We start from the raw sequence: 21,656 nt of genomic DNA, 5'->3' as shown, positions 1-21,656 counted from the left end.
ACCAGCGCGAGCGCCTCGCGGCGCGGATCGGCGGGGCGGCCGCGCGAGGCCGGGTCTCCGGGGAGCCTCCGGGGAGAGAAAGCGCCGCGCTGCCCGCGCCGCGGCCGCGCCCGGCCGTCGCGCCGGCCGCCCGGCTGCGGCAGCGAATTGACAGCGCGGCGTCCGATGCGCGCTAATCGCGCGCGTGAAAATCCTCCTTTGTTCTCCAGCGTTCCGGATCCTGCTCGCCGCCCTGTTCGCCCTCTCGAGCGTGGCCTGCGGCGGCGGGCTGCGGGTCACCCGGATCAACTCCGCCCAGAAGAAGCCGAACAACGTCTGGGTGTTCTTCAGCGTCGACGCCGGCGAGGACGAGCCGGTGGGCGGCCTCACGGCCGAGGACTTCGAGATCTACGAGGACGGCGACCTCGTCTCGAAGTTCGAGAGCAAGCAGATCATCCAGAACCCCGAGGTCGCGGCGGTCATGTACACGATGCTGCTCGTCGACATGAGCGGCAGCATCACCGAGTCGGGCCAGGCCGACGCCCTCGTCGACGCCGCGCAGTCGTTCAGCGATCGGGTCGGCAAGAGCCAGAAGGTCGGCGTCTACGCGTTCGACGGCGAGGTAAAAATCCACTCCGTCGTCCCGTTCACCGAGGCGCAGGGCTCGGTCCAGGGCGGGCTCGAGGGGCTCCGGAGCTACAAGCCCAAGGACACGTCGACGAACCTCCACGGCGGCGTGGTCGAGGGCATCCGGGAGCTCAAGAAGCAGCTCGACCGGGACCGGCGGCCGCTCAAGTTCGGCACGCTCGTCGTCTTCTCGGACGGCACGGATCGCGCGAACCGCGTGAGCCGTCAGGACATGCTCAAGGAGCTCGACAAGGAAGACTACGCGAACTACCAGATCTTCGTCGTCGGCGTCGGCGCCGAGATCGAGAAGGCGCGGCTCGACGAGATCGGGCGCGACGGGACCGAGCTCGCGGCGGACCAGGCCAAGGTCAAGGAGTCGTTCGACAAGATCGCGGCGAAGATCGAGGCGCACATGAAGCGCTTCTACCTGCTCTCGTACTGCACGCCGGCGCGCGCGGGGGAGCACGAGGTGGAGATCAAGGCGATCCGGAAGGATCCGTCGGCCTCGGGGTCGGTCGCGTGGAAGTTCAACGCCGACGGCTTCGGCCCGCCGCCGGAGTGCGACCCCAACACGCCGCCGTCGTTCGATCTGAAGGCGACCACGCCCGTGGACGATGGAAACGGGGGCGCCGGCGCGAAGGCGAGCTTCAAGGCGAACGCCAACGTGAAGGTCGAGGCGAAGTGACGGCGATCGCGGCCGCCCTCGACGGCGGCCGCGACGCGGCGCCTGCGGCGGCCTGCGCCGTCCGGCTGGCCTGATCCTCCCCAGCGAGGCCCCCTCCCCCTCTCCGCCGCGCGCCCCCTGCCCCGGCGCGAGGTCGCGCGGAGCCCCCTCACGCACAGCGCGAGCGCGACCCCGGAAGACGGGCGCCCAGGACAGCGGGCGCGCCGAGCGTCGCTAGCGCGGCACCTCGGGGATGAGCTCGGCGCCGAGGCGGAAGATCAGGAAATCCTTGGTGACGTTGCCCGCGCTGCCGCTGGGCCACAGGAACGGGCTGCCGGTGCTGCGGTCCGGTTCCCACTCGTACCACATCCACCGGGCCTCCTCGTCGATGCCGCAGACGATGGGAAACTCGTTGCCGGGCTCCGGGTCCGTGCGAGGGGTGTCGTTCGCCTCGCCGAACACGACGTGGCCGTGCGCGGACGCCTCGGTCGTCACCCAGCCGGCGCTGCTCGTCTGCGGGTCGAGATCACCGCGGTTGCAGCTCGCGAGTTGCTGGTTGATGGTCTCCAGCGTCGGCCCGTGCGAGCCGAGGTCGTAGTCCTCGCCCGTCGCGCAGACCTCCCATCCGCCGTTGCCCGTGAAGACGGGCTCGGCCCCCTCGCGGAAGAACTGGCCGATCACGCCCTGGGTCGTGAGCTTGTCGGCGTACGTGATGATGTAGAGGTAGTGCCCGGCGTTCGCGGACTCCGCCGGCACGGTGTACGACTCGGGCCCGTTGCCGATGGGACAGGAGAAGATCTCCCCGGCGAGGTTGTTCTCGATGCCTCCGAAGTAGTTCAGGAGCTCGTCGCCGGTCCCGTAGCCGAAGCCATACGCGTTGTCGGCCGTGATGATCACGCTCACCGCGCTCGAGAGCCCGTTCCCCCCGCCGCCGCCGGCGATCTCCCCGGGACCGCCCTCGTCGTCGCCGCCGGCGCCCCCGGAGTTGGAGCCGGCGCCGGCGCCGGAGTCGCCAGGATCGGAGCCGGCGTCCGAGCACCCGGATGCAGGAAGCGCGATCGCGAGCGTCAAAGCTGAAAGAAGACGTAGGTTCATCGCATCAAGATCGGCGAAGCCGCGCCCTGCGTGAAGGCTCGTCGGATTACCATTTTGCGCCATCCCGACGTCACGCAGGATTCTGGCGCCGCCCTGTCGTCGTCGGCGCGCAGGAGAACCATCGTCACCTCGCGCTCGAGACGCGCCTGCGCCGTCCGGCCAACCTCATTTCATCGAAATCCTCGCCCTCCGGCCGGGGATCACGCCGGTGAGCTCGGCAGCGGCGCCCTCGAGGACGCGGCGCGGGCCACCTGCAGGGTCCGCCACACGGTGGCGCCGAGGATGATGGCGCCGCCCGCGGTCGACCAGAGCCCGGGGCGCTCCCCGACGAAGAGGAGCGCCCAGATGGGGTTGAGCACCGGCTCCACCAGCGCCAGCAGCGAGGCCTCGACGGCCGGCGTGTGACGCACGCCGCGGGAAAACAGGGCGTACGACAGGCCAATCTGGACCGCGCCCAGGAACGTCAGGAGCCCGAGGTCGAGCGGCCCCGGGCGGGCGGCGCCGGCCAGCGCCATCGGGAGCGCGCAGAGGCACGCGAGGAGGTTGCCCGAGACGAGCACCGCGGCGTGGTCGTCCGGGAACGCACGGAAGCTCATGAGGCACAACGCGCACGCGAGCCCGGAGAGGAGCGCCAGGGCGTTGCCGAGGAGCTGTCCCGCCGAGAGCTGGTCCAGGAAGAAGAGCCCGAGGCCCAGGAGGAACACGGGGACGGCGAGCTTCTCGTTGCGAGAGGGTCGCTCCCCGAGCAGCCGGGGGCTGAGCAGGAGGACATATACGGGCGAGGTCGACTGCAGGAAGATCGCGTTCGCCGCCGTCGTCAGCTTGGTGGCCAGCACGAACAGCACCATCGTGACGGCGTAGAGCGCCGCGGCGCCGAGCGCGTGCCGCGACGGCCAGCGGCGCGCCCCCGGCATGACCAGGCTCAAGGTCAGCGCCGCGATGAGCGCGCGGCCCGAGATGATCTGCCACCCGTCGAGGGAGATCAGCTTGATGGCAGCTCCTCCGGTGGACCAGAGGACCGCAGCGGCGAGGATCATCAGTCGAGAACGGACCATGTGAACGAGGGCGCCGAGCCTACCCGAACCATCGGCCAGATGCTCAGGCTGGCGGCGTCGCGAGCGCCGCCCGCGCGACCGGGCGCAGCTCAGGGCACGATCTCGCGGACGCTGCCCTTCTTGTAGAGGAGCCCGTCGGTCAGTACGCCGTCGCTCCGGAAATACACGGTGATGTTGGGCTTTCCCGTCTCCGAGCCCGGGCGGGTCGGCTCCCGGGTGAGCCTCATCGCGGCATCGATGCCCTGCTGGCAGGGCTCGCCCCCCGCGCCGAAGTCGGTCCCCTGGTCGACGTGCTCGAGGATCTTCACCCAGGTGCCGCCGTTCGCGCCGTCGGTCTCATCGATCCAGAGCTCCTGCTTCACATCGCCGTTCGGAAGGTCATAGACGAGCTGCTTGTACCCGATCCAGACCTGCTCCGGCATGCCGCCCTCCCAGTACGTCCTGCTGAGGATGGCCGTCGAGGCGGGGTGGTTCGTCTCCTTCTCGAAATCGATCTTGCCGTCGTAGCGCATGCGCGCAGCGATCCCGCGCGTGTCGCACTTGTCGACATCCTCGTCGCCGATCGTGCCGTGGTTGGTGCGCGCCATGGCGACGAGCCCTCCATAAGGCGTCCCGTCGTCGTCGGCGCGCAGGAAGTACATCGTCACCTCGACGTCGCGCCACTGGTCTTCGAGGGCGGGGTCGTGCACGTACATCCTCGGAACCCTGCCGCTGATCTTGAGGATGCCCTGGCCGTCGGTGTCATACGAGGCGTCGCCGTGGTCGGCGTCGAACCAGGTGTCGGCCGGGTCGATCCCTGTAAACGTGCGCGCGGCCCCGTTGTCCCAGGTCGAGAACCACGCCTTGCCGGAGGGCAGCGTGGGCCGCAGCATCGCGATCCCGAACCTGTCGAGCTGGCCCGCCTCCCCTCCCCCCGCGCCGGCCGAGCTGGACGTCCCGGCGTCGAGCGACCCGGACGAGGCTCCGGGGGCGCCGCCGCCGCCGAGGCCGCCGCTGCCGGGACCGACGCTGCTGCTACCGCCGATGCTGCCTGTGCCCGGCGAGCTGCCCGCCGCGGGAGCGGCATCGTCGGCGCAACTGGAGCTGCTCAGGCCGGCGACGGCCGACGTGATCGACAGGGTGATCGAGATCGGGAACGAGGCGCGCACCCCTCCGGAGTAACACAGGCTCAGCAAGGCGGGCGAGATCAGACGAGGAAACCCATCCGCTCGTCACCGCTCATCATGCGTCATCAAAGCGAAGAGGCGGCTCCGCGCGCGGCGCGCGGCGGCGCGGTCGCATTTCCAGGCGGATCTCGTGAAGGCGGCGAGCTTTGTCGCGGGCGCAGCGCCGGGAAGCGGATAAGGGCGCTGCCGGCGTCGAGCGCGATCTCGGCGGCGTGCCTGCCAGACGACTTACGGGGACAGCGTCGTTTTCGTTCGAGGATTGCAGCCGTCGCTGTGCTTCATTCTGAAACACTGTCCCGTGGCAATACCTTCTGCAGATGACGCTGGCTGCGGCGCTCACGGTCTGCTACCGCCCGGCCTACGATGGGTCAGCCGGACCTGTTCGCGAAGCGGACATTTGCCGAAGAGACCGAGCGGGTCACGGAGGGAGCGGTGATGTGGCGAGACCCGCCCGAGATCAGGCTGGAGAAGGTGCAGGCCGACGGCCTGCTCGCGATTCGCCGCCCGGGCCTCCTCGCGCACCTGCCGGCCCCCTGGCCGGCGGCGCAAACGTACGAGGAAATCGTGGTGGAGCTGAAGCTCGCGGGGGACCACCTGGACATGAGCGCGGTGGAGCGGGCCCTGCTTCGCCGGCAGGCCAGGCAGGTGCAGCGGGTCAAGGAGCGATCTCCGTCCTGGCCGGGCGAAACGCCGCTCTGGCTGGCAGCGCCGCACGTTCCGGAGTGGCTGAGGCAGGCGCGCCACCCGGTGCGCTTTGCTCCTGGCTGCTACTTCGTGGAGCCGCTGGGGCGCTGCTTCGTGTGGGTGGCGGCGAACGAGCTGCCGCTGTGCGACGAGCTGGTGCCGTTCCTGGTCGCCCGCTCTGGGCCGCCGCTCGACCAGTTTGCCCGCTGGGTGGCGCCGCGCCGGCCGCTTGAATGGGTGCTGTCCATGCTACAGTACCTGCCCATGTCGACGACGGCCCGTGAGGAGCTCCTGTGGCGGTTCGCCAGGACCGGCGACCCTGAGATCGACGCGCGCCAGGACCGCATCCTGGAAGTCCTGCTCTCGGCCAATCCCAAGATGAAGCAGCGTCTGGTCGACGAGGGTCGGCTTGAGGGCCGCCTCGAAGGTCGCCTTGACGAGGCGCGCGCGGCCCTGCGCCGGGTGCTCGCACACCGGCAGCTCGAGCTCACCCCGGAGGATGCGGCGCGCATCGAAGCCTGCGCCGACCTGGCGACGCTGGAGCGGTGGCACGCGCAGGCGCTCACCGCGCCCAGCGCATCTCAGGCCCTGCGCTGAGCGGCGCCGCCGGCGCTCAGCACCGGAACGGCCGCGGCAGCATGAGCGGCCCTTCCGGGAAGGGCCCGCGCGCCGTGAGCCGCACCGCCCCCGCGCCGCCGAGGGCGTCGTCGCCATCCACGAACACGTGCGGCTCCGCCGCCGCCGTCATGCCGAACGCGTCCGGGCACGCGAAGAACTCCACGCGCCGCACCCGCGCCGGCACCCGGCGGAGGATCTCGTCGAGCGGCGGCAGCTCCGCGGCCACCACATTGACAGGCAGAGGACGTCGCCGGCGATCTCCAGGGAGAGGATGGCATCGAGATCCTCGGTATAGGCGTGCGAAGGCCCCGCTCCGACCAGGAGCTGCGCGACGCCGTCATCTCTCGCCCCCTTCTGCCGGTCCCCGCATATCACGACCCCGACGCGAGAAGAACGGCTCGACGCCGAGGCAGACGAAGAGAGAATTGAACCACAGAGAGGCACAGCGGACAGAGAGATCAAGGAACAGAGGTCTAGCATTCCTCTCTCCCCCTGCTCTTTCCCCTCCCCATTCTCCCCTCTCCTCTGTACCCTCTGTGGTTCAATTCTTCACGTTCATGCCTTGATCCCTCGCAGCTCCAGCAGGATTGCGGCTTCCAATGGCGCGCCCCATGAGATCCCGAGCATCGCTCCGAAGGCGGTGCACCAAGGGGGGAATCATGAAAAGTTCGCTCGTCGCGCTGGTCCTCGGCGCGCTCTCGTTGTCTGCCGTGCTGTCCAGCACCGAGTTGGCGCAAGCGCAACGACGGCCGCCGGAGGGCTCCTATCTCAAGACGTGCAGGGACGTCCGAACGGAACGAGGCACGCTGCACGCGAGGTGCAAGGACCGGAGGGGGCACTACCACAGGACGCGCATGGTCGATTTCCGGCGGTGCGCCGGAGACATCCATAACGACAACGGCCACCTCCGCTGCGGCCGCCGCTGACGCGCGTCGCGAGCCGGACAGGGCGCCCGCCGCGCGGCGGGCGCCCTCAGCGGCGAGGGAGCAGGGCCCCCGCCGAGATCCGGCCCTCCTCCACGGCGACCACGTACGGCGGCAGGCGGCCCGCCCGCACCGCGCGGACGTCGGCGCGCATCGTCGCCGCGTCGGGGTAACGCTCGACCTTGTGGAACGCGAGGGCGCGATCCACGACGTCGCACACCTCGGAGGGCACGTCCGGCGCACACGGCGCGAGCGACGGCGCCCGCTCCGTCGCCGCGGCGATGAGCAGGCGCGCGTCGGCGACGTCGCCGTGGATCGCGCGGCCGGAGAGCAGACGGAACATCGTGGCGCCCAGGCCGAAGACGTCGGTCCGGCCGTCGATCTCGCGGACCATCCCCGTCGCCTGCTCGGGCGCCATGTACTCGCTCGTGCCGAGCGCCACCCCCGTCCTCGTGGCCGTCTTCTCCGGCAGCTCCCCCATCCCGAAAGGCAGCGGATCGAGCACGCGCGCGATCCCGAAATCGAGCACCTTCACCCGCCCGTCGTTCCCGACGTGCAGATTCTCAGGCTTGATGTCCCGGTGAACCACGCCGTGCGCGTGCGCCACGACGAGCACATCGAGGACCCGCTCCGCCAGCGCCATCACCTGGCCCACCGGGAGCGTCCCCGCCCGGGCCATGCGGTCGAAGACCGTCTCGCCCTCGAGCACCTCCATCGCCAGGTAGGCGGCCCCGTCGTCCGCGACGCCCGACTCCAGCACGAGCGGCAGCCCCTCGCAGAGCGGGCCGACCGCGGCCAGGGCGCTGCCGATCGGGCCCTCGCGCAGGAAGCGCTTCCGCAGCTCCTCGATCTGGCTCAGGGAAGGGTGCAGGACCTTCACCGCCGCGACCTGGCCGTCCGCGCGCCGGCCGAGGAAGACGCTCGCCATCCCGCCACCCCCGAGCACGCGCTCCACCCTCCAGGTGCCGATCCGCGTGCCGATGCGCTGCGCCGCGAGCTCCTCGTCGTCCATCATCGCGCGCGGAGGTTACCAGACCGCCGCCTGCCCAAATCGGGAAACCCCGCCGGCACCACGAAACGCGCCCGATCCCGCCCCCGACTACCCCTTCCGCTCCTTCCACGGATCGTCCTGATAAAGATAGTTCGGCTTCAGGATCTTGTTCTCCATGTTGGTGTGGAACACCGCCATGGTCGACGCCGACATCGGCGGCACGATCCACGACCAGTCCGCGTAGACCGGGCGCTCGCACTGCCGCTCCTGCTGCTCGAACTTCTTGAAGTACTCCGAGAGCGTGTGGTGGTCGAGCATCCGCACCTTCGCCTGCCGGAACGAGTGCAGCACCGCGATGTTCAGCTCGACCAGCGCGGCGTCCTGCCACAGCGTGTCGCTGCGCGACCGGTCCAGCCCGAGGCGATCCGCGATCAGCGGCAGCTGGTTGTACCGCGTCACGTCGCTCAGGTTGCGCGCGCCGATCTCGGTCCCCATGTAGAAGCCGTTGAACGGCGCCGCCGTGTAGTGGATCCCGCCGAGATCGAGGGCCAGGTTGCAGACCGCCGGCAGCGCGTGCCACTTCAGCCCGAGCTCGGCGAACCACGCGTGCCGCGGGTGCTCGATCGGGACCTCGAGCACCCGCTCCCGCGGCAGCTCGAACCACCGCGGCCGCGCGTCGCCGATCTGGATGATCAGCGGCAGCAGATCGAACCGCGTCCGCTCCCCGCCCGGCCACCCCAGCGAGAGCGCCTGGTCCGTCAGCTCCACGTTCGCCGGATCGCCCAGGATGCCCCCCTCCGGGAGCCGGTAGCCCGCATAGCGGACGAGCTGCCCGTTCCAGATGCGGATCCGCGGCTCCCCCGGCCGGAACACCGACATGGTCGCCCGGATGTCGCCCCCGTTCGTCGCCAGATCGAGGTGCTCGACCAGCGCCTGGAAGATCTCCTCCTCCGTCGTCAGGTGCCGCAGGTCGCGCACGTGGAGCGTCGACCAGAAGAAGCGCCCGATGCACCGCGAGCTGTTCCGCCACGCAAGCCGCGCCCCGTAGGCGAGCTCGTCGGGCAGGTGCGCGTAGGTCCCGTGCTTCTCCAGGCTCGCCCGCACCTCCTGCCAGCGCTCGTCCACGGCCGAGGGCACGCCGAGCTCCGCGTAGCACTGGCGCAGGAACGCCTCGGCCTCGGTCAGCGCCGCCGCGGGCGCCGTCGGGGTCAGGTGAAACGACCCGTGCTCGACCGGACAGACCCCGCCGGCCCCACGAACGGCGCCGGCCCGCCGGAGCGGCGCCTGCCGGATCGTGCCCGCGGCGTCGACGTTCGAGGTGAACAGCTCCCGCTGGATGGCGTCCGCCGGCCAGCCCGCCGCGCGCAGGTGCTCGTGCGCGTCGCGCATGAAGCCCTCGGGCCCGCACACGAGCGCCCGCGAGCCCGGCCGGTACGGGTACAGCTCGGCCACGTCCTCCCCGGAGAGCCGCCCCTCCGCCTGCGTCGCGCGCAGGCGGAACGCGACGCCGGGCGTGCGGCCGGCGATCGCGCGCAGCTCCTCCTCGAAATAGAGGAAGTCGGCGGCGCGCGACGCCGACCAGTCCAGGAGGAACGCCCGCGCGTCGGCGCGGTCGGCCCTCCCGTCGAGCGCCCGCAGCATCGCCATCGCCGGCGTGACGCCGATGCCGCCCGCGAGGAACACCACCCGCTCCACGGGCGGCGCCGGGAGGACGAAGCCGCCCCGCGGCGCCGAGGCGCGCAGCAGCGAGGCCGCGGCGCGCTCGCACAGCCACCGGGAGAAGACCCCGAGCTCCTCGCGCTTCACCGTGATCTCGTAGTCGCCGCCCGCGCGCGCCGGCGCCGAGAGCGTGTACGCGCGCGCCACCCAGCGCCGATCGAGGTAGCCCTGCACGAGCACGTGCTGCCCGGGCACGGACGCCGCCGGCGCGCCGCCGACCGGCGACAGCGCGATCTGGAAGATCCCGGGGGCGAGCTCCCGCGCGCCCTTCACCTCGGCCTGCACCAGGCTCGACCCGCCGAACATCTCCTCGATCGCCGGGACGCAGCCGCCGCAGATCTGGCCCGCCCGCGTCCGCTCCGACAGCTCGGCCACCGTCGCGCACCCGGCCTCGATGAGCCCCGCGATCTGCCCCCGCTTGACCCCGGCGCAGTTGCACACGACCTCGTTCGGCTCGTACAGCGCCGCGGGCTGCTCGAGCTTCAGCTCGCCGAGCTCCCGGAACGTCGCCAGCTGCCAGCCGGGCAGCGGGGCGCGCGCCATGAGCTGCCGCATCGCCGAGGGGAGGCCCTGCCACTCGCCCTCCACGTGCAGCCCCGCGAGCTGCCCGCTCGACACGAGCAGGGCGCGGCGCCTGTCGCGGTCCCCGCACGTCACCCACCGGAGGCTCGCGGCGGGCGCGTCGCGCCACCGCGCCGAGACGCCGCTCCCGTCGAGCGCGCGGAAGAGCGTGAGGATCCGGCCGCCGCTGTCCACGATCGACGAGACGGCGGCCTGCTTGCCGGCCAGCGCGCCCATCGCGGCGCCGTCCTCGACGACCGCCTCGCGCTGCGAGAGGAGCCCTTGCCCGGGGAGCAGGTGGACGTTGACGTAGTCGAGCGCGTGCCGCTCGGCCCACGCGTCGACGCTCGCGGGCGGGAGCTCGAGCCAGGCCTCGTCGGGCCCCTCGGGGATCCCCTCCGCGGCCACGCTCGCCCAGCCCTCGATCAGCGCCTCGGCCGCCGCCCGCCGCAGGCCCGCCTGGACCAGCGCCGCGACGGCCTCGTCCGCCGGCGTGTCGACGTACCGGATCTCGAAGGTGTCCTCGCGGAGCAGCTGCTGGACCAGGTTGTCGAGCGGCCCCCGCAACCCGGCGGTGAACTCCTCGAAATCGAGGGTCCCGTCCCCGGTCGTGTCCGCGGCCACGAGCAGCGCCCTCGCCTCGTCGGCCGGGATCCCGAGCCCGGTGAGGTAGGGCAGGAGCTCGTCCTCGCTGAGCGCGCGGTCGTGATCGCGATCGATCTCCTCGAACCTGCGCGACGCGAAGCGCTCGCTCGCGAGGGCGGCCCGGACGGCGCGGGAGAGCGCGGCCGCCACCTCGGCGCCGGTGCGCGCGGCCGGGCCGCGGACGACCGGCGCCTCCACGTCGGGCTGCTCGAGCGCGCGGATCGCCATGCGGGCCACGTCGGCCGGCGCCACCCAGGGCAGCGCGCCGCGCCCGAGCGGCAGCGGCAGGGTGCGACGGAGCCGGATGTCCTCGCGCCAGAGGTTGAGCGCGCTGAGCAACGGCCCGTGCCACACGGCCGTCACCCGGTGGCCGGAGGCGCGCACGAACGCCTCAGCGTCGCGGATCTGCTGCCCCAGCCGGCTCGAGGGGGGGAGGTAGGGCGCCACCCAGAGCAGGTTCGACGCGCCCACCTCCTTCGCCGACGCGACGAACGTCCGCGCGGCGACGTGCGGGTAGGCGAGATCCGCGGTGCTCAGCACGAGCGCGGCGACCGGCTCCGCGGGCTCGATCGGCAGGGACTGGAGGAAGGAGGCGAGGTCGTTCTTCGGCTCGGAGCAGACGATTTTGAGGAAGCTCATGGTGCTCGGCAGGGGCAGCCGCGGAGGAGCGGAGCCCGCCCTTCCGCGCGCCGGTCGATGTCGATGGATGCGCGCAGGCGCGCGATCGCGCCCGCCAGGATACGGCGCATTGCGCGGCGGACCGCGGGCGAAACGTCGTCCCGGCGCGTCAACGCAAAACGTCAGCTCGCCGCGTCGCACAGGGTGGCGTCAAGTCGCCAAAACACGCGGAGCGTCAGGGCATCCCGCATTTTGCGTGAAGGTTATCCGTCCGCGCGTAACAAACTGCCCCATGGGGCACTTTGGCGCGCCGGTCAGCGCTCTCACCGTGTCGGCAGATGGCGCCCTCGTGACCACCGCGCGGCGGTCCCGCTTCGAGAGCCGCTGAACACCTCCGACGGCCTCGCGCGCTCGCCCGGGGTTTCGGATCGACGAGATCCGCTGGATTCGCCGGAAATCATGCGAGAGCCGGCGCGGCGGACGAGCGCGCCTGCCGCGCTGGCGCGCGCTCGAGCTCCGCCCGGCGCGGCTCACCACACCTCAACACGGTGTACGACTGCGAACCGGACATACGGGCACGATCCTTGAATTCGCTCGCTCAGCGCAGCCATGAAGACCCTTACTTCCGACCGGCCCCAGGCGATGGTGAGCAAGCAGACGCGGTCCTCTGCCGCGTGCCGTCCCGCGGACTCCGCCGCGCGTCACGCCATCCTGCAGGGGGTGACGATGAAGCCGGCGAACGTCGCGGAAGCGCTGGTGGCGCTGGAGACGGTCGCGGCGCGGCTGCGCGAGAGGAACGACCCCCGGGCGGTGTTCCCCGACGTCTACGCCGTGATCACGCGCCGCGTGAAGGAGGCGGTCGTCGACGGCACGGACCGGAGGTTCCTCGAGCCCGCGTGGATCTCGCGCCTCGCCGGCATCTTCTGCGAGTACTACCTGGCGGCGCTCGCGGCGTCGCTGGACGGGCGCTCGACGGGCGTGGAGGCGTGGGACGTCGCGTTCCAGTGCAGCCGCACCGACGGGACGGCGGCGGCGGTGCATGGGCTGCTCGGCATCAACGCGCACATCAACTACGACCTGGCCCTCGGGCTCTACCGGAACATCGTCCAGCACGGCGCAGCGCAGGACGCCCGCCTACTCCGCCGCTACCGGCACGACCACGACCTTGTGAATGAAATTCTCGCGGCAGCGATGCCGGAAATCTTCGCGATCCTGAGCGAGCGCTACGGCTGCCCGCTCGCCCGGGTCGCGACCTTTACCAAGGACGTGCAGCGCACCGTGTCCAGCGTCGTGCTCTTCATGCTCAAGGGCTGGCGCGACCGGGTCTGGACCGACCTGCTCTGCTTGCTCGACACGGTCGAGACGGCCGACGAGATGGCCAAGCGCGCGGTGGTCGTCCGGATGAACCAGCACTCCGGGAAGGTCGCCCGCACGTTCGCGGCGGGCAACGGGGCGCTCCGGGTGGGCGCGCCGTTCGTCCGGAGCGCCGCCGTCAGGCTGGCGCTGGCTGCCTGACGCGGGCCATCCCCGCGAGCTGGCCGCAGGCGCCGCCCACGTCGCGCCCCCGCGGCCGCCGCACCAGCGTCGTCACGCCGTGGCCGGACAGCCGCGCCACGAACGCGTCGAGCCGCTCCGCGGACGGCGGGCGCAGCGCCGGATCGGGGCCGGGGTTGCAGGGGATGACGTTCACGCGGCACCGGAGCCCGGCGACGTACGCGGCGAGGAGGTCCGCGTCCTCCGGGGCGTCGTTGTACCGATCGAAGAGCACGTACTCGAACAGCACGCGCCGGCCCGGCGGCAGCGATCGCGCGAGCGCCTCCTTCAACGCCGCCATCGAGAAGCGCGCGTTGACCGGCATGATCGCCTGCCGGCGCGCGTCGTCCGGGGCGTTGAGGCTGACGGCGAGCTCCGCCCGCGCCTCGCGGAAGAACGCCTCGATCTTGTCCGCGACCCCGACGGTGCTCACGGTCACGTGCGACGGCGCGAACCGGAACGCGCGCGGGTCGGTGAGCAGGCGGATGGCCTTCAGCACCTCGCCGAGGTTGTCGAACGGCTCGCCCATGCCCATGAAGACGAGGTTCCGGAGCGGCGCGCCGCGGCGCGCTTGTCCTTCGGCGAGCGCAAGCGCCTGCGCGATCCGGACCTGATCGACGATCTCGCCGGCGGCGAGCTGGCGCGCGAGCCCGAGCCGCCCCGTCTCGCAGAAGGCGCAGGCCCGGGCGCAGCCGACCTGGCTCGAGACGCAGAGCGTGGTGCGGGCCGGCCCCGGGATGAGCACCGACTCGATGAGCGCGCCGTCGCGCGCGCGCAGGACCAGCCGGAGCGTGTCGTCCTCGGAGGGCGCCCGCTCGGCGACCTCGAGCGACAGGCCGGGCTCGAGCGCGAGCAGCGCCTCGTGCGCCCACGCGCCGATGCCCAGGGCGGCGAGCGCGGCCGCGTCCCACGCCGGCTCGGGCCGCTCGGCGCCCGGCTCCGCGCCGAACGCGTGGCGCACCACCTTGCCGGCGACCGCGCGCGCCGCGGACGCCGTGCCGCCGGCCTTGCGGAGGAGCTCCGCGAGCGAGGCCGCGTCGTGGTCGGCGAGCCGCGCGCCGGCGCGCGCGCTCCTCCGGATCAGCGGGCGCGCCGGTACGGGCGCCGGCGCCGGCGGATCGCCGGCGCGGAGGGCCGGCGCGCTCTCTTCGGGGATTTCCGGAACGCGCATGGCGCACCAGCTAGCACGCCGCGCGCGGGGCCGCGCGGCCGTGCGATCGCCGCCCCCGCGGCCGGCGCGGCGCCCGCGCCCGGACGGCCGCCGGAGGGCCGAACGCCCCGGCGCGGACCCAGCAGCCGACGGGTCCGCCTCCGCGAGCCGTCACGCGGTTGTCAAGGAAGACCCGACAACCGGCCCCGGCCATCCCCTTCGCTTCCCGCAGCGGGGACGAAATCTGATGCCTGTCTGGGGTCATCGGGTGGCCAAGCTGTGGACAAGCGGTTGGGCTTTCAAACGCGGCTCAGATGCGTGATTTTTGGGTTGCAGATCGGTCCCGGAGGAGGGAGTTTAGCCCCCGGAAGTTCTGCGGCGCGTCGGGCCGCGGAGTGCCCGAGATCGCAGAAAAAAATCGGTGGCATCGGTGTGGGCGGCGCGTCCATGCCCGGGCTGGCATTGGCCGGCGCCGGCGCTTGGAGGAGCTGCCGCCTCGCGAGCGACGCAGGGCCCGGGCAGCTTCCCAGAAGATGTCAGGGACCCCGTCTGGGTATTCCACAAGCTGGGAACAACCTGTGGATTATTTGTCCGTGCTGCGCCCGCCCGGCTGCGGAGGCCGGCTGGGCGGTACGCCTGCCCTGGAGTTTTTGTAGCGCTCGCGGCCGCACCGGTGGGCTACGTTGCGGGCCGATGCCCGTACGCAACGGCTCCGCTCTCCGCGCGCCGCGCGCGCTGCTCGCGATCGCGGCGGGGGGGCTCTCCGGGTGGCTCGTCGCGGGCGCGGCGGCCGCGCAGGCACCTCCCCGGGATGCGCAGGCGGAGGCGGCCCTGAACGAGGCGATGGGGGTCGACTACCTCGAGACCCGGTTCGATCAGGCGGAGCGCAAGCTGCGGGCTGCCATCGACGCCTGTGGCGCGTCGGAGTGCTCGCCCGCCATGAAGGCCAGGCTGTACATCGCGCTCGGCTCCGTGCTCGCCCAGGGCAGAAAGGAGCTGGGGGACGCGCGCGACGCGTTCGCGGACGCCCTGCGCATCGATCCGTCGGCGAAGCTGAACCCGGATCTCGCGACGCCGGAGGTCTCGTTCGCGTTCGAGCAGGCGCGGGCCGCGACCGGCGTCGGGGCGCCCGCGCCGGCCGGGCCGGAGCTCCAGATCGCGCCGCCGGCCGAGCAGCGCATCCGCACGCCCGTCCCGATCTATGTCGAGGTCCCGGCCGAGCTGCTGCCCGGCGTGAAGCAGGTGACGCTCTGGTACCAGGCGCCCGGCGAGCGCGAGTACCGCCCGCTCGTCATGAAGAAGCTGCGCGGCCAGGGGTTCGGGATCAACGTGCCGTGCGCCGCGGCCTCGGCGGAGGGGACGCTCCGCTATCACGTCGCGGCCGTCGACGAGGACGGCGCGATCCTCGCGAGCGCCGGCGCGCGCGACGCGCCGCTCACCACGGAGATCAAGGCGCGCATCACGTCGGCGCCGCCCCGCTGGCCCGGCCATGCGCCGCCGGCGATGTGCGCGGCGGCGGAGCAGGAGCGGCCGCGGCAGTGCATCGACGACCGGCAGTGCAGCCGGGGGCTCACCTGCGTTCGCGGCGCGTGCGTCGCAAGGCCCCCCGCGGAGGCCGCGCCCAGCGTCCCGAGGAGCTGGGTCGGGCTCACCTTCTCTCCCGACGTCGCGCTGTTCTCCGGCCGGGAGGTGTGCTCCCTGGCGTCGCAGGAGCGCGGCAACTTCGTCTGTCTGCGCGGCGACGGGACCCGGTACGACGGCGCGCCGACGCCGGGCGTCGCGAACGACGTGAACCTCGGCTTCGCGCTCGCGACGTCGCGGGTGGCGCTCGCCTACGACCGGCTGGTCCTCGACAACCTCACCGTCGGCGGCCGCGTCGGGTTCGCGGCCGGCGGCACGACGGGCGGCGGCGCCTCGTTCCTGCCGCTCCACCTCGAGGCGCGGGCGCAATACTTCCTCATGGCGCGGCCGTTCGCAGAGCTCGGCGCCCGCCCGTTCGTGCTCGCCGCGGCCGGGGTCGCGCAGGTCGACGCCGAGGTCGACGTGGAGGTCCTCGAGGACGCGGCCGCGTGCGGGGCCGGTCCCGCCATCACGAGCCCGTGCACGAGGCCCGGCCGGAGCGGGAGGGTCGAGGAGCGCCAGCAGACGCTCGCCGCGACCCGGCAAGCGGGCCAGGGGTTCGCGTCGCTCGGCGCGGGCATCGCCTATGCGCCGCTCGAGGCCGTATCGCTGAACCTCGCGCTCCGCGCGAGCCTCACCTTTCCTGCCGTGACCGCCGTCCTCTCTCCGGAGGTCGGCCTCTCCCTGGGGTTCTGAATGGCCGATACCTCGGATCTGCGCCGGGGCGCGACGCCGCCCGGCGCGCTGCGCAACCCGAAGATCGACGCGGCGATCGAGCGCGCCGTGCAGCTCGGCGACCCGGCCGAGCTGCTCGCGCTGCTCGATCGCAGCTCCGGGCTCCCTGCCCGGCGCGGCGGGGGGCGCGCGCCCGGGCCCGACCTCGGCCCGAACGCCCCCTTGCCGCGCGTGAACCTGGATCTCGCGCGCGCGGTCGGCGCGGCGATCGCCGATCGCGGCGCGCCGGCCGAGCGCCTCGTGCGGGCGCTCTGCTCGAGCGCCGAGGAGTACGCGCTCATCGTGGCGGCGCAGGCGCTCGCGGCGATCGCGGCGCGGGGCGCGCAGGCGGAGGGCGCGGCCAGGTCGGGGCGGCCGCCGCGCGCGCGGGGCGGCCGGGGCGGGCTCGATCCGCTGGGCGAGCTCGGGCAGCTGGCCGAGGATCCGCGGCGCGTCGTGCGCGACGGGGTCGTGGCGGCGCTCCGCGCCGTGGTCGCGGCGCGCGGCGACGCGGTGGTCGGCGAGCTCTCGTCCTGGACCGACGGCTACTTGCAGGCGTACGTGGCGCTCGAGGCGCTCGCGGAGCGGACGCTGCTCGCGGGGCTCTCGGCGGGCGCGGAGGTGGTCGCGCGGCTCGAGGAGGCGTTCGCGATCTCGGACCGCTCGCCGCGGGCCGACGAGCGGCTGCAGGGGCTGCGCCTCCTGCGGCAGGGGCTGCCCGCGCAGATCGCGACCCTCGCGGGGCGCTTCCCCGAGGTGGTGCGCTGGCTGGAGGAGAAGACGCAGGCGGAGCGCCCCGAGTCGCGCGACGTCGTGGGGCAGGCGATCGCGGCGCTCCGGAAGGGGTCGTTCTCGGACGCGGAGACCGATCGGCTCGCCGCGGCGCTCTCGGCGACGGCCCCGCCGCCGCGCGACCCGTCGCGCATCGTCCAGGGGACGCGCAAGCGGAGCAAGGGGCGGCGGTAGAGAGGCTGGGGGGGAACCGCGTGCTGCGACGCTGGAGAGTCGCTGGCCTGCTGGCCAGCCAGGCCACCACCGCGCTCTGAATCAGACGCCGGCGGACCTCGCGGCGAGCCTCCGTCAGGGAACAAGGCTGCATCTCGTGGGGCGCGAGTCCGGTCTCCGGCTCATCGAGGAACGCCAGCATGGCATGCTCGATTGCGCCGAGGAGAAAGCCGTAGAGCACGACCAGCGTCCGCTGACCGTCCGAAAGCTCACCCGCGGATAGCTTGTAGTCCGCTCCTCCGGTCCGGAATGTCAGCATCAGCTCGCGCACTGCGCTGCTGATGCGCTCGAACGCGACGCTCCGTAAGCCCGGCGACGTGGGGCTCAGCGCCTCGAGCAGCGCGCTGCCCAGCGCGGGTCGCTCGACGAGGACACCGCGGAACCACGACGAGAAGTTCCTGCCGTCACGATCCTGGTCCTCTCTCCGTTCCGTGGGCGCCCCTGCGCCTGGCTCACGCCGCCTGCTGCGACCCCTCCGCCCCCCCGGCGCCCCCCGGCTGCTCCCCGGCGGCCTCGGCGAACAGGAACTGCAGCGCCCCCGGCGCGCGCCGGCGCCACGCGTCCTCGCAGTGGGTGCCGTCCTCGTCCGGGCAGAAGAGCAGGTTCGACTCGCCGTAGCCCCGCTCGCGCAGGTGCTCCACGAGCCGCGCGGCGTCGCGCAGCACCGAGCCGCCGTCCTCCTGCGCGCCGGCGTCGACGTACAGCCGCGAGCCCGGAGGGACGGCCTGCGACGCGATGACGTCGAAGATCTTCCGCTCCGCGAACCAGAGCGACGGCGACATGCAGAGCGCGGCCCCGAGCACGTCGGGGCGGCGGAAATGCGCGTAGAGCGCCGCGAGGCCCCCCATCGACGAGCCGCCGATCGCCGTGCCGGCGGCGTCGCGCCGCACCGGGAAGCGCTCCCGCACGGCCGGCACGATCTCGGACGCGATCCAGCCGAGGAAGTCGTCGAGCCTCCCCTCGCTGCCGTCGCCCGGGAACGGCGACAGCTCGGTCAGCCGCTCGCTCCCGCCGTGATCGATCCCCACGAGGACCGGCGCCACCAGGCCCCGATCCGAGAGATCGCGCACCGCCTCGTGCAGGTGCCAGCCGCCGCTGTACGACGGATCGTCGTGAAAGACGTTCTGTCCATCGAACAGGAAGAGCACCGGCGACGGCGCGGCGCGCGCCCCCTCGCTGGGCAGATAGACGCGGACGTTGCGCTCCCCCTGAAAGCCGGGAATCCGATACGGACCGAGGAGATAGATGATGTGTTCCGCCATGGGCTCTTCCGGACGGAGGACCCGCGCAGCCCGATCGCCCGAGGACACCGCCCGTCTCCAGGAAGACGGGAAGTCCTGGATCTGCTCCCGACTTCGCGATTCTTCGCCTGCGCGGAGGTTTGCCGTTCCGCCGCCCCCAGCACGAAGCAATCGCCAGGCCGCCCCTCGGTCGCGGCGCACCTGCCGCGGCGCGCGGCGCAGCCCGGGCCCTCTTCAGCCCGGATCGCGCCCGGATCGCGCCGCGTCGCCGTGGCAGAACGCCTCATGCGTGGCTGCTCCGCGCCGTCAGCCGCCGCGCAGGTGCGCGGCATCACGGGTGCTCGGCGCTAATTGCAGCTCGCGTCCGACGCGCCGCCGAACATCGTGGTCCAGTAGGACCCGTAGGTCCCGCCTCCGGTCGCCCGCCCGATGCCGATGACCTTGAAGGACGACCCGAGCATGTTCTTGTTGTGACCGTCCGAGTTCTTCCACTGGTTGAACGTCGCCTGGGCCGCCGAGTTGCCGGCGGCGATGTTCTCGGCCATGGCGGTCCTGCCGGCGGACGCATAACAGGCGTTGGCCGCGCGATCCCACGGCGTCCGGCCATCCTGGCTCGCGTGATCGAAGTAGTTGTGATCGCGCATGTCCTCGCTGTGCCCCTGGGCGGCGCGGCTCAGCGCGGTGCACGCCGAGAGCGCGCCGAGGCCGTTCTGCGCGCGGTACTGGTTGATGATGGACAGGAACGCTTGCTCCTCGGCATCGAGCGGCGTGGTGCTGGGCCCGGCGCCGCCGCACGTCTCGCCGCCCGTCGAGCCGCCTTCACCGGTCGAGCCGCCCACGCCCGTCGAGCCGCCCACGCCCGTCGAGCCGCCTTCACCGGTCGAGCCGCCCTCGCCCGTGCCCGTCGAGCCGCCGTCCGGCTCCGCAGGGGCGCACGCGACCTGAACGTACATCCGCTTCGTGGTTCTCCTGCACGGATCGCCGAAGGTCGCGTTGTTCGCCCGCACGGTGCAGCTCGACTGCCCGAGGCACGCGCGCTCCACCACCGCCTTCGACGTCGACGCATTGCACGAGGTCGCGCGGAAGCTGCCGCAACCCCCCCGCGGCGTGCCGTAGCTCGCGAACTCGACCGCCGTGATGACCTCGCCGGCCGGACAGGAGAGCGAGATGTCCGAGCCCTCCGGAGCGGTATCGCAGACCGCCCCCTCGACCGGCTCGGACGCCTCGCCGGAAGGCTCGTGATCGCCCTCGGTCGATGCGAGACAGCCGACGGCAGAACAGCCAGCGATGAAGGCGAGGACCAGCGTCCTGTGCAAAGCGCTCATATGCATGCTCCTTGTGAATAAGCCCGTCTGAGCTCGGCCCGCCCCGGCCCCGCGGCTCGCGCCGGCAGGTACGCCGGGGCACACGGCGCCATGGCGGGCCACCCCAGTACAGCGTTGTTCAGGGGGCGGAGTAGCGCCCAGCGCGATCCCACGCAGCGCAGCGCCTCCCTTCGTTTCGCTCACACCACGGTGTCACCTGACCGCTGGCATGTCCAGATACGAAACACCCCCAACCGCATGATTTACCGCCGAATCACTGGACCTTTCCACGACGCGTGAAACCGACCTTCACAAGGCTCCATGAGACAGGATTTCTTCACTCGAGGCCGGTACGCGACAGGGCGCCAGCAGGACACCCCATCTCCCTTGAGCTGAAGGGTAGGTGTTCGTGCTCCGCGAGGAGACCGAGACCAGCGATCCGTCGATGCCGGCAATATCGTGTCAGCGAGACCACGACTGACCCGCTGGACAAGGGCCCCTCCAGCGGTCGACGCTCGACGGGAGCGGCCTTTCCCGGCCCGCGCGCGGCCCCGCCGCCCCTCCGCGCGCTGGACCGAGCCAGGCGCCGCCGGCGTCGCTCGGCCGCCAGAGCCCTCATTTCGGCGGCCCGCCTCGACCGCCCGGCACGCTCGCCCGGGGCGAGCTGCGCGTCAGGCGTTGGAAGCCCCCTGACATCCGAGGCTCCAGGCGGGTCATCGCTGCGTCGCCCCCCGCCCCTCGGAGCCCTCGCCCGCTCCCGTCCACGGCAGAGCCTGTCCTTGCGCCTCGTGCCCCGCGCGACGCCGCGCGGGGCGTGACGGACGGCCGCGCGCGATCACGCGATCACGCGATTGCGCGCCGCGGGCCCGCACCCTCGCCAGGTCCTGTGCTATGACCGGCCTCCATGCGCCTCAAGGACCGCGTTGTCTTCATCACCGGAGCTTCCCGCGGGATCGGTCGGGCCGTCGCCCTCGCCTGCGCGCGAGAAGGCGCGGATATCGTCGTCGCCGCGAAGACGGAGGTCGCCGAGAACCCGCGCCTGCCGGGCACGATCCTCGACGTCGCCCGCGAGGTCGAGCAGCTCGGCCGCCGCGCGCTGCCCGTCAAGCTCGACGTGCGCGACGACGAGGCCTGCAAGGCCGCCGTCGCCGCGGCCGTCGAGCGCTTCGGGCGCGTCGACGCGCTCGTCAACAACGCGGGCGCGCTCTGGTGGGCCGACGTCGTCGACACGCCCATGAAGAAGTTCGACCTCATCATGGGCATCAACGTGCGCGCGTCGTTCGCCCTCTCGCAGGCCGTCCTCCCCCACATGATCGCGCAGAAATACGGCCACATCGTCATGATGTCGCCCCCCGTAGAGCCCGAGGCCTGCGCCCACCACGGCGCCTACGCGGTCTCGAAGTTCGGCATGACGATGATCGCCAACGCGATCGCCGGCGAGTACGCGGAGCACAACGTCACGGCCCACGCCCTCTGGCCCGCGACCGCGATCGAGAGCTACGCGACCATGAACTTCGGCCTCGGCGGCCCGGAGCTCTGGCGCAAGGCGGACATCATCGCCGACGCGACCCTGGCGCTGCTCGCGCGCGAGCCGTCGGCCCGCCGCGGCAAGGCGTGGATCGACGAGGCCCTGCTCCGCGAGGAGGGCGTCACCGACTTCTCGAAGTACCAGTGCGTGCCCGGCGTGGAGCCGCCGCACTTCCCCTTCAGCGCGATCCCCAAGGCGACCGCCACCAAGAAATGA

The 21,656-nt window shown here is 72.4% G+C and carries 16 protein-coding genes; 7 read left to right on the top strand and 9 right to left on the bottom strand.

The window, feature by feature from the left end:
- The first annotated feature begins 184 nt into the window (after positions 1 to 184).
- Positions 185 to 1,291: a VWA domain-containing protein gene (locus WMF20_RS09630; RefSeq protein ID WP_437612617.1), complete on the top strand. Its 1,107-nt coding sequence runs from the start codon at positions 185 to 187 to the stop codon at positions 1,289 to 1,291.
- A 213-nt stretch (positions 1,292 to 1,504) separates the two neighbouring features.
- Here WMF20_RS09630 and WMF20_RS09625 read toward each other — a convergent pair whose 3' ends face one another.
- From WMF20_RS09625 to WMF20_RS09615, 3 genes are all read right to left on the bottom strand, one after another.
- Positions 1,505 to 2,365, bottom strand: coding sequence for a hypothetical protein (locus WMF20_RS09625; RefSeq protein WP_437612615.1), 861 nt, complete (start codon positions 2,363 to 2,365; stop codon positions 1,505 to 1,507).
- Positions 2,366 to 2,565: 200 nt separating this feature from the next.
- Positions 2,566 to 3,420, bottom strand: coding sequence for a DMT family transporter (locus WMF20_RS09620; RefSeq protein ID WP_437612613.1), 855 nt, complete (start codon positions 3,418 to 3,420; stop codon positions 2,566 to 2,568).
- Positions 3,421 to 3,509: 89 nt separating this feature from the next.
- Entirely contained in the window at positions 3,510 to 4,595 is a 1,086-nt protein-coding gene (locus WMF20_RS09615) for a hypothetical protein (RefSeq protein WP_437612611.1), read from the bottom strand.
- Between the two features lie 354 nt (positions 4,596 to 4,949).
- Here WMF20_RS09615 and WMF20_RS09610 point away from each other — a divergent pair, with 354 nt between their 5' ends.
- The gene (locus WMF20_RS09610) at positions 4,950 to 5,867 is read left to right on the top strand and encodes a hypothetical protein (protein WP_437612609.1); all 918 of its coding nucleotides are present in this window, start codon (positions 4,950 to 4,952) and stop codon (positions 5,865 to 5,867) included.
- 16 nt (positions 5,868 to 5,883) lie between these two features.
- Here WMF20_RS09610 and WMF20_RS09605 read toward each other — a convergent pair whose 3' ends face one another.
- A complete protein-coding gene (locus WMF20_RS09605) occupies positions 5,884 to 6,114 on the bottom strand; it encodes a hypothetical protein (protein ID WP_437612607.1) in 231 nt (76 codons plus the stop codon).
- Positions 6,115 to 6,547: 433 nt separating this feature from the next.
- Here WMF20_RS09605 and WMF20_RS09600 point away from each other — a divergent pair, with 433 nt between their 5' ends.
- Positions 6,548 to 6,814: a CVNH domain-containing protein gene (locus WMF20_RS09600; protein ID WP_165373892.1), complete on the top strand. Its 267-nt coding sequence runs from the start codon at positions 6,548 to 6,550 to the stop codon at positions 6,812 to 6,814.
- A 46-nt stretch (positions 6,815 to 6,860) separates the two neighbouring features.
- On the opposite strand, the gene WMF20_RS09595 is transcribed toward WMF20_RS09600, so the two are convergent.
- Together WMF20_RS09595 and WMF20_RS09590 are read right to left on the bottom strand one after the other, a co-directional pair.
- Positions 6,861 to 7,826: a serine/threonine-protein kinase gene (locus tag WMF20_RS09595; protein WP_437612605.1), complete on the bottom strand. Its 966-nt coding sequence runs from the start codon at positions 7,824 to 7,826 to the stop codon at positions 6,861 to 6,863.
- A gap of 84 nt (positions 7,827 to 7,910) precedes the next feature.
- Positions 7,911 to 11,366, bottom strand: coding sequence for a nitric oxide synthase oxygenase (locus WMF20_RS09590; protein WP_437612603.1), 3,456 nt, complete (start codon positions 11,364 to 11,366; stop codon positions 7,911 to 7,913).
- 588 nt (positions 11,367 to 11,954) lie between these two features.
- Between WMF20_RS09590 and WMF20_RS09585 the strand changes: the two genes are divergently transcribed.
- Entirely contained in the window at positions 11,955 to 12,860 is a 906-nt protein-coding gene (locus WMF20_RS09585) for a DUF5995 family protein (RefSeq protein ID WP_437612601.1), read from the top strand.
- On the opposite strand, the gene rlmN is transcribed toward WMF20_RS09585, so the two are convergent.
- Positions 12,838 to 14,049, bottom strand: a complete 1,212-nt coding sequence (rlmN, locus tag WMF20_RS09580) for a 23S rRNA (adenine(2503)-C(2))-methyltransferase RlmN (protein WP_437612599.1) — start codon at positions 14,047 to 14,049, stop codon at positions 12,838 to 12,840. The genes WMF20_RS09585 and rlmN overlap by 23 nt on opposite strands.
- 672 nt (positions 14,050 to 14,721) lie before the next feature.
- On the opposite strand from rlmN, the gene WMF20_RS09575 reads away from it, so the two are divergent.
- Together WMF20_RS09575 and WMF20_RS09570 are read left to right on the top strand one after the other, a co-directional pair.
- Positions 14,722 to 16,344 (top strand): hypothetical protein, encoded by a 1,623-nt coding sequence (locus WMF20_RS09575; RefSeq protein WP_437612597.1) that lies wholly within the window; start codon positions 14,722 to 14,724, stop codon positions 16,342 to 16,344.
- Positions 16,345 to 17,328 carry a hypothetical protein gene (locus WMF20_RS09570; RefSeq protein ID WP_437612595.1) on the top strand — a complete coding sequence of 328 codons (984 nt, stop codon included), beginning with the start codon at positions 16,345 to 16,347 and terminating at the stop codon, positions 17,326 to 17,328.
- Positions 17,329 to 17,819: 491 nt separating this feature from the next.
- Here the strand turns inward: WMF20_RS09570 and WMF20_RS09565 are convergent, their stop codons facing one another.
- Both WMF20_RS09565 and WMF20_RS09560 read right to left on the bottom strand, forming a co-directional pair.
- Positions 17,820 to 18,629: an alpha/beta hydrolase gene (locus WMF20_RS09565; RefSeq protein WP_437612593.1), complete on the bottom strand. Its 810-nt coding sequence runs from the start codon at positions 18,627 to 18,629 to the stop codon at positions 17,820 to 17,822.
- Positions 18,630 to 18,955: 326 nt separating this feature from the next.
- Positions 18,956 to 19,933, bottom strand: coding sequence for a CAP domain-containing protein (locus WMF20_RS09560; RefSeq protein WP_437612591.1), 978 nt, complete (start codon positions 19,931 to 19,933; stop codon positions 18,956 to 18,958).
- An 883-nt stretch (positions 19,934 to 20,816) separates the two neighbouring features.
- Here WMF20_RS09560 and WMF20_RS09555 point away from each other — a divergent pair.
- Positions 20,817 to 21,656 carry an SDR family oxidoreductase gene (locus WMF20_RS09555; RefSeq protein WP_129574053.1) on the top strand — a complete coding sequence of 280 codons (840 nt, stop codon included), beginning with the start codon at positions 20,817 to 20,819 and terminating at the stop codon, positions 21,654 to 21,656.

Origin of the sequence: Sorangium sp. So ce834 (assembly GCF_051521425.1) — a bacterium.
Taxonomy (GTDB): Bacteria; Myxococcota_A; Polyangia; order Polyangiales; family Polyangiaceae; genus Sorangium; species Sorangium cellulosum_D.
The sequence above is the reverse complement of the archived record's forward strand: the minus strand, read 5'-3'. Positions and strand labels throughout refer to the sequence as shown.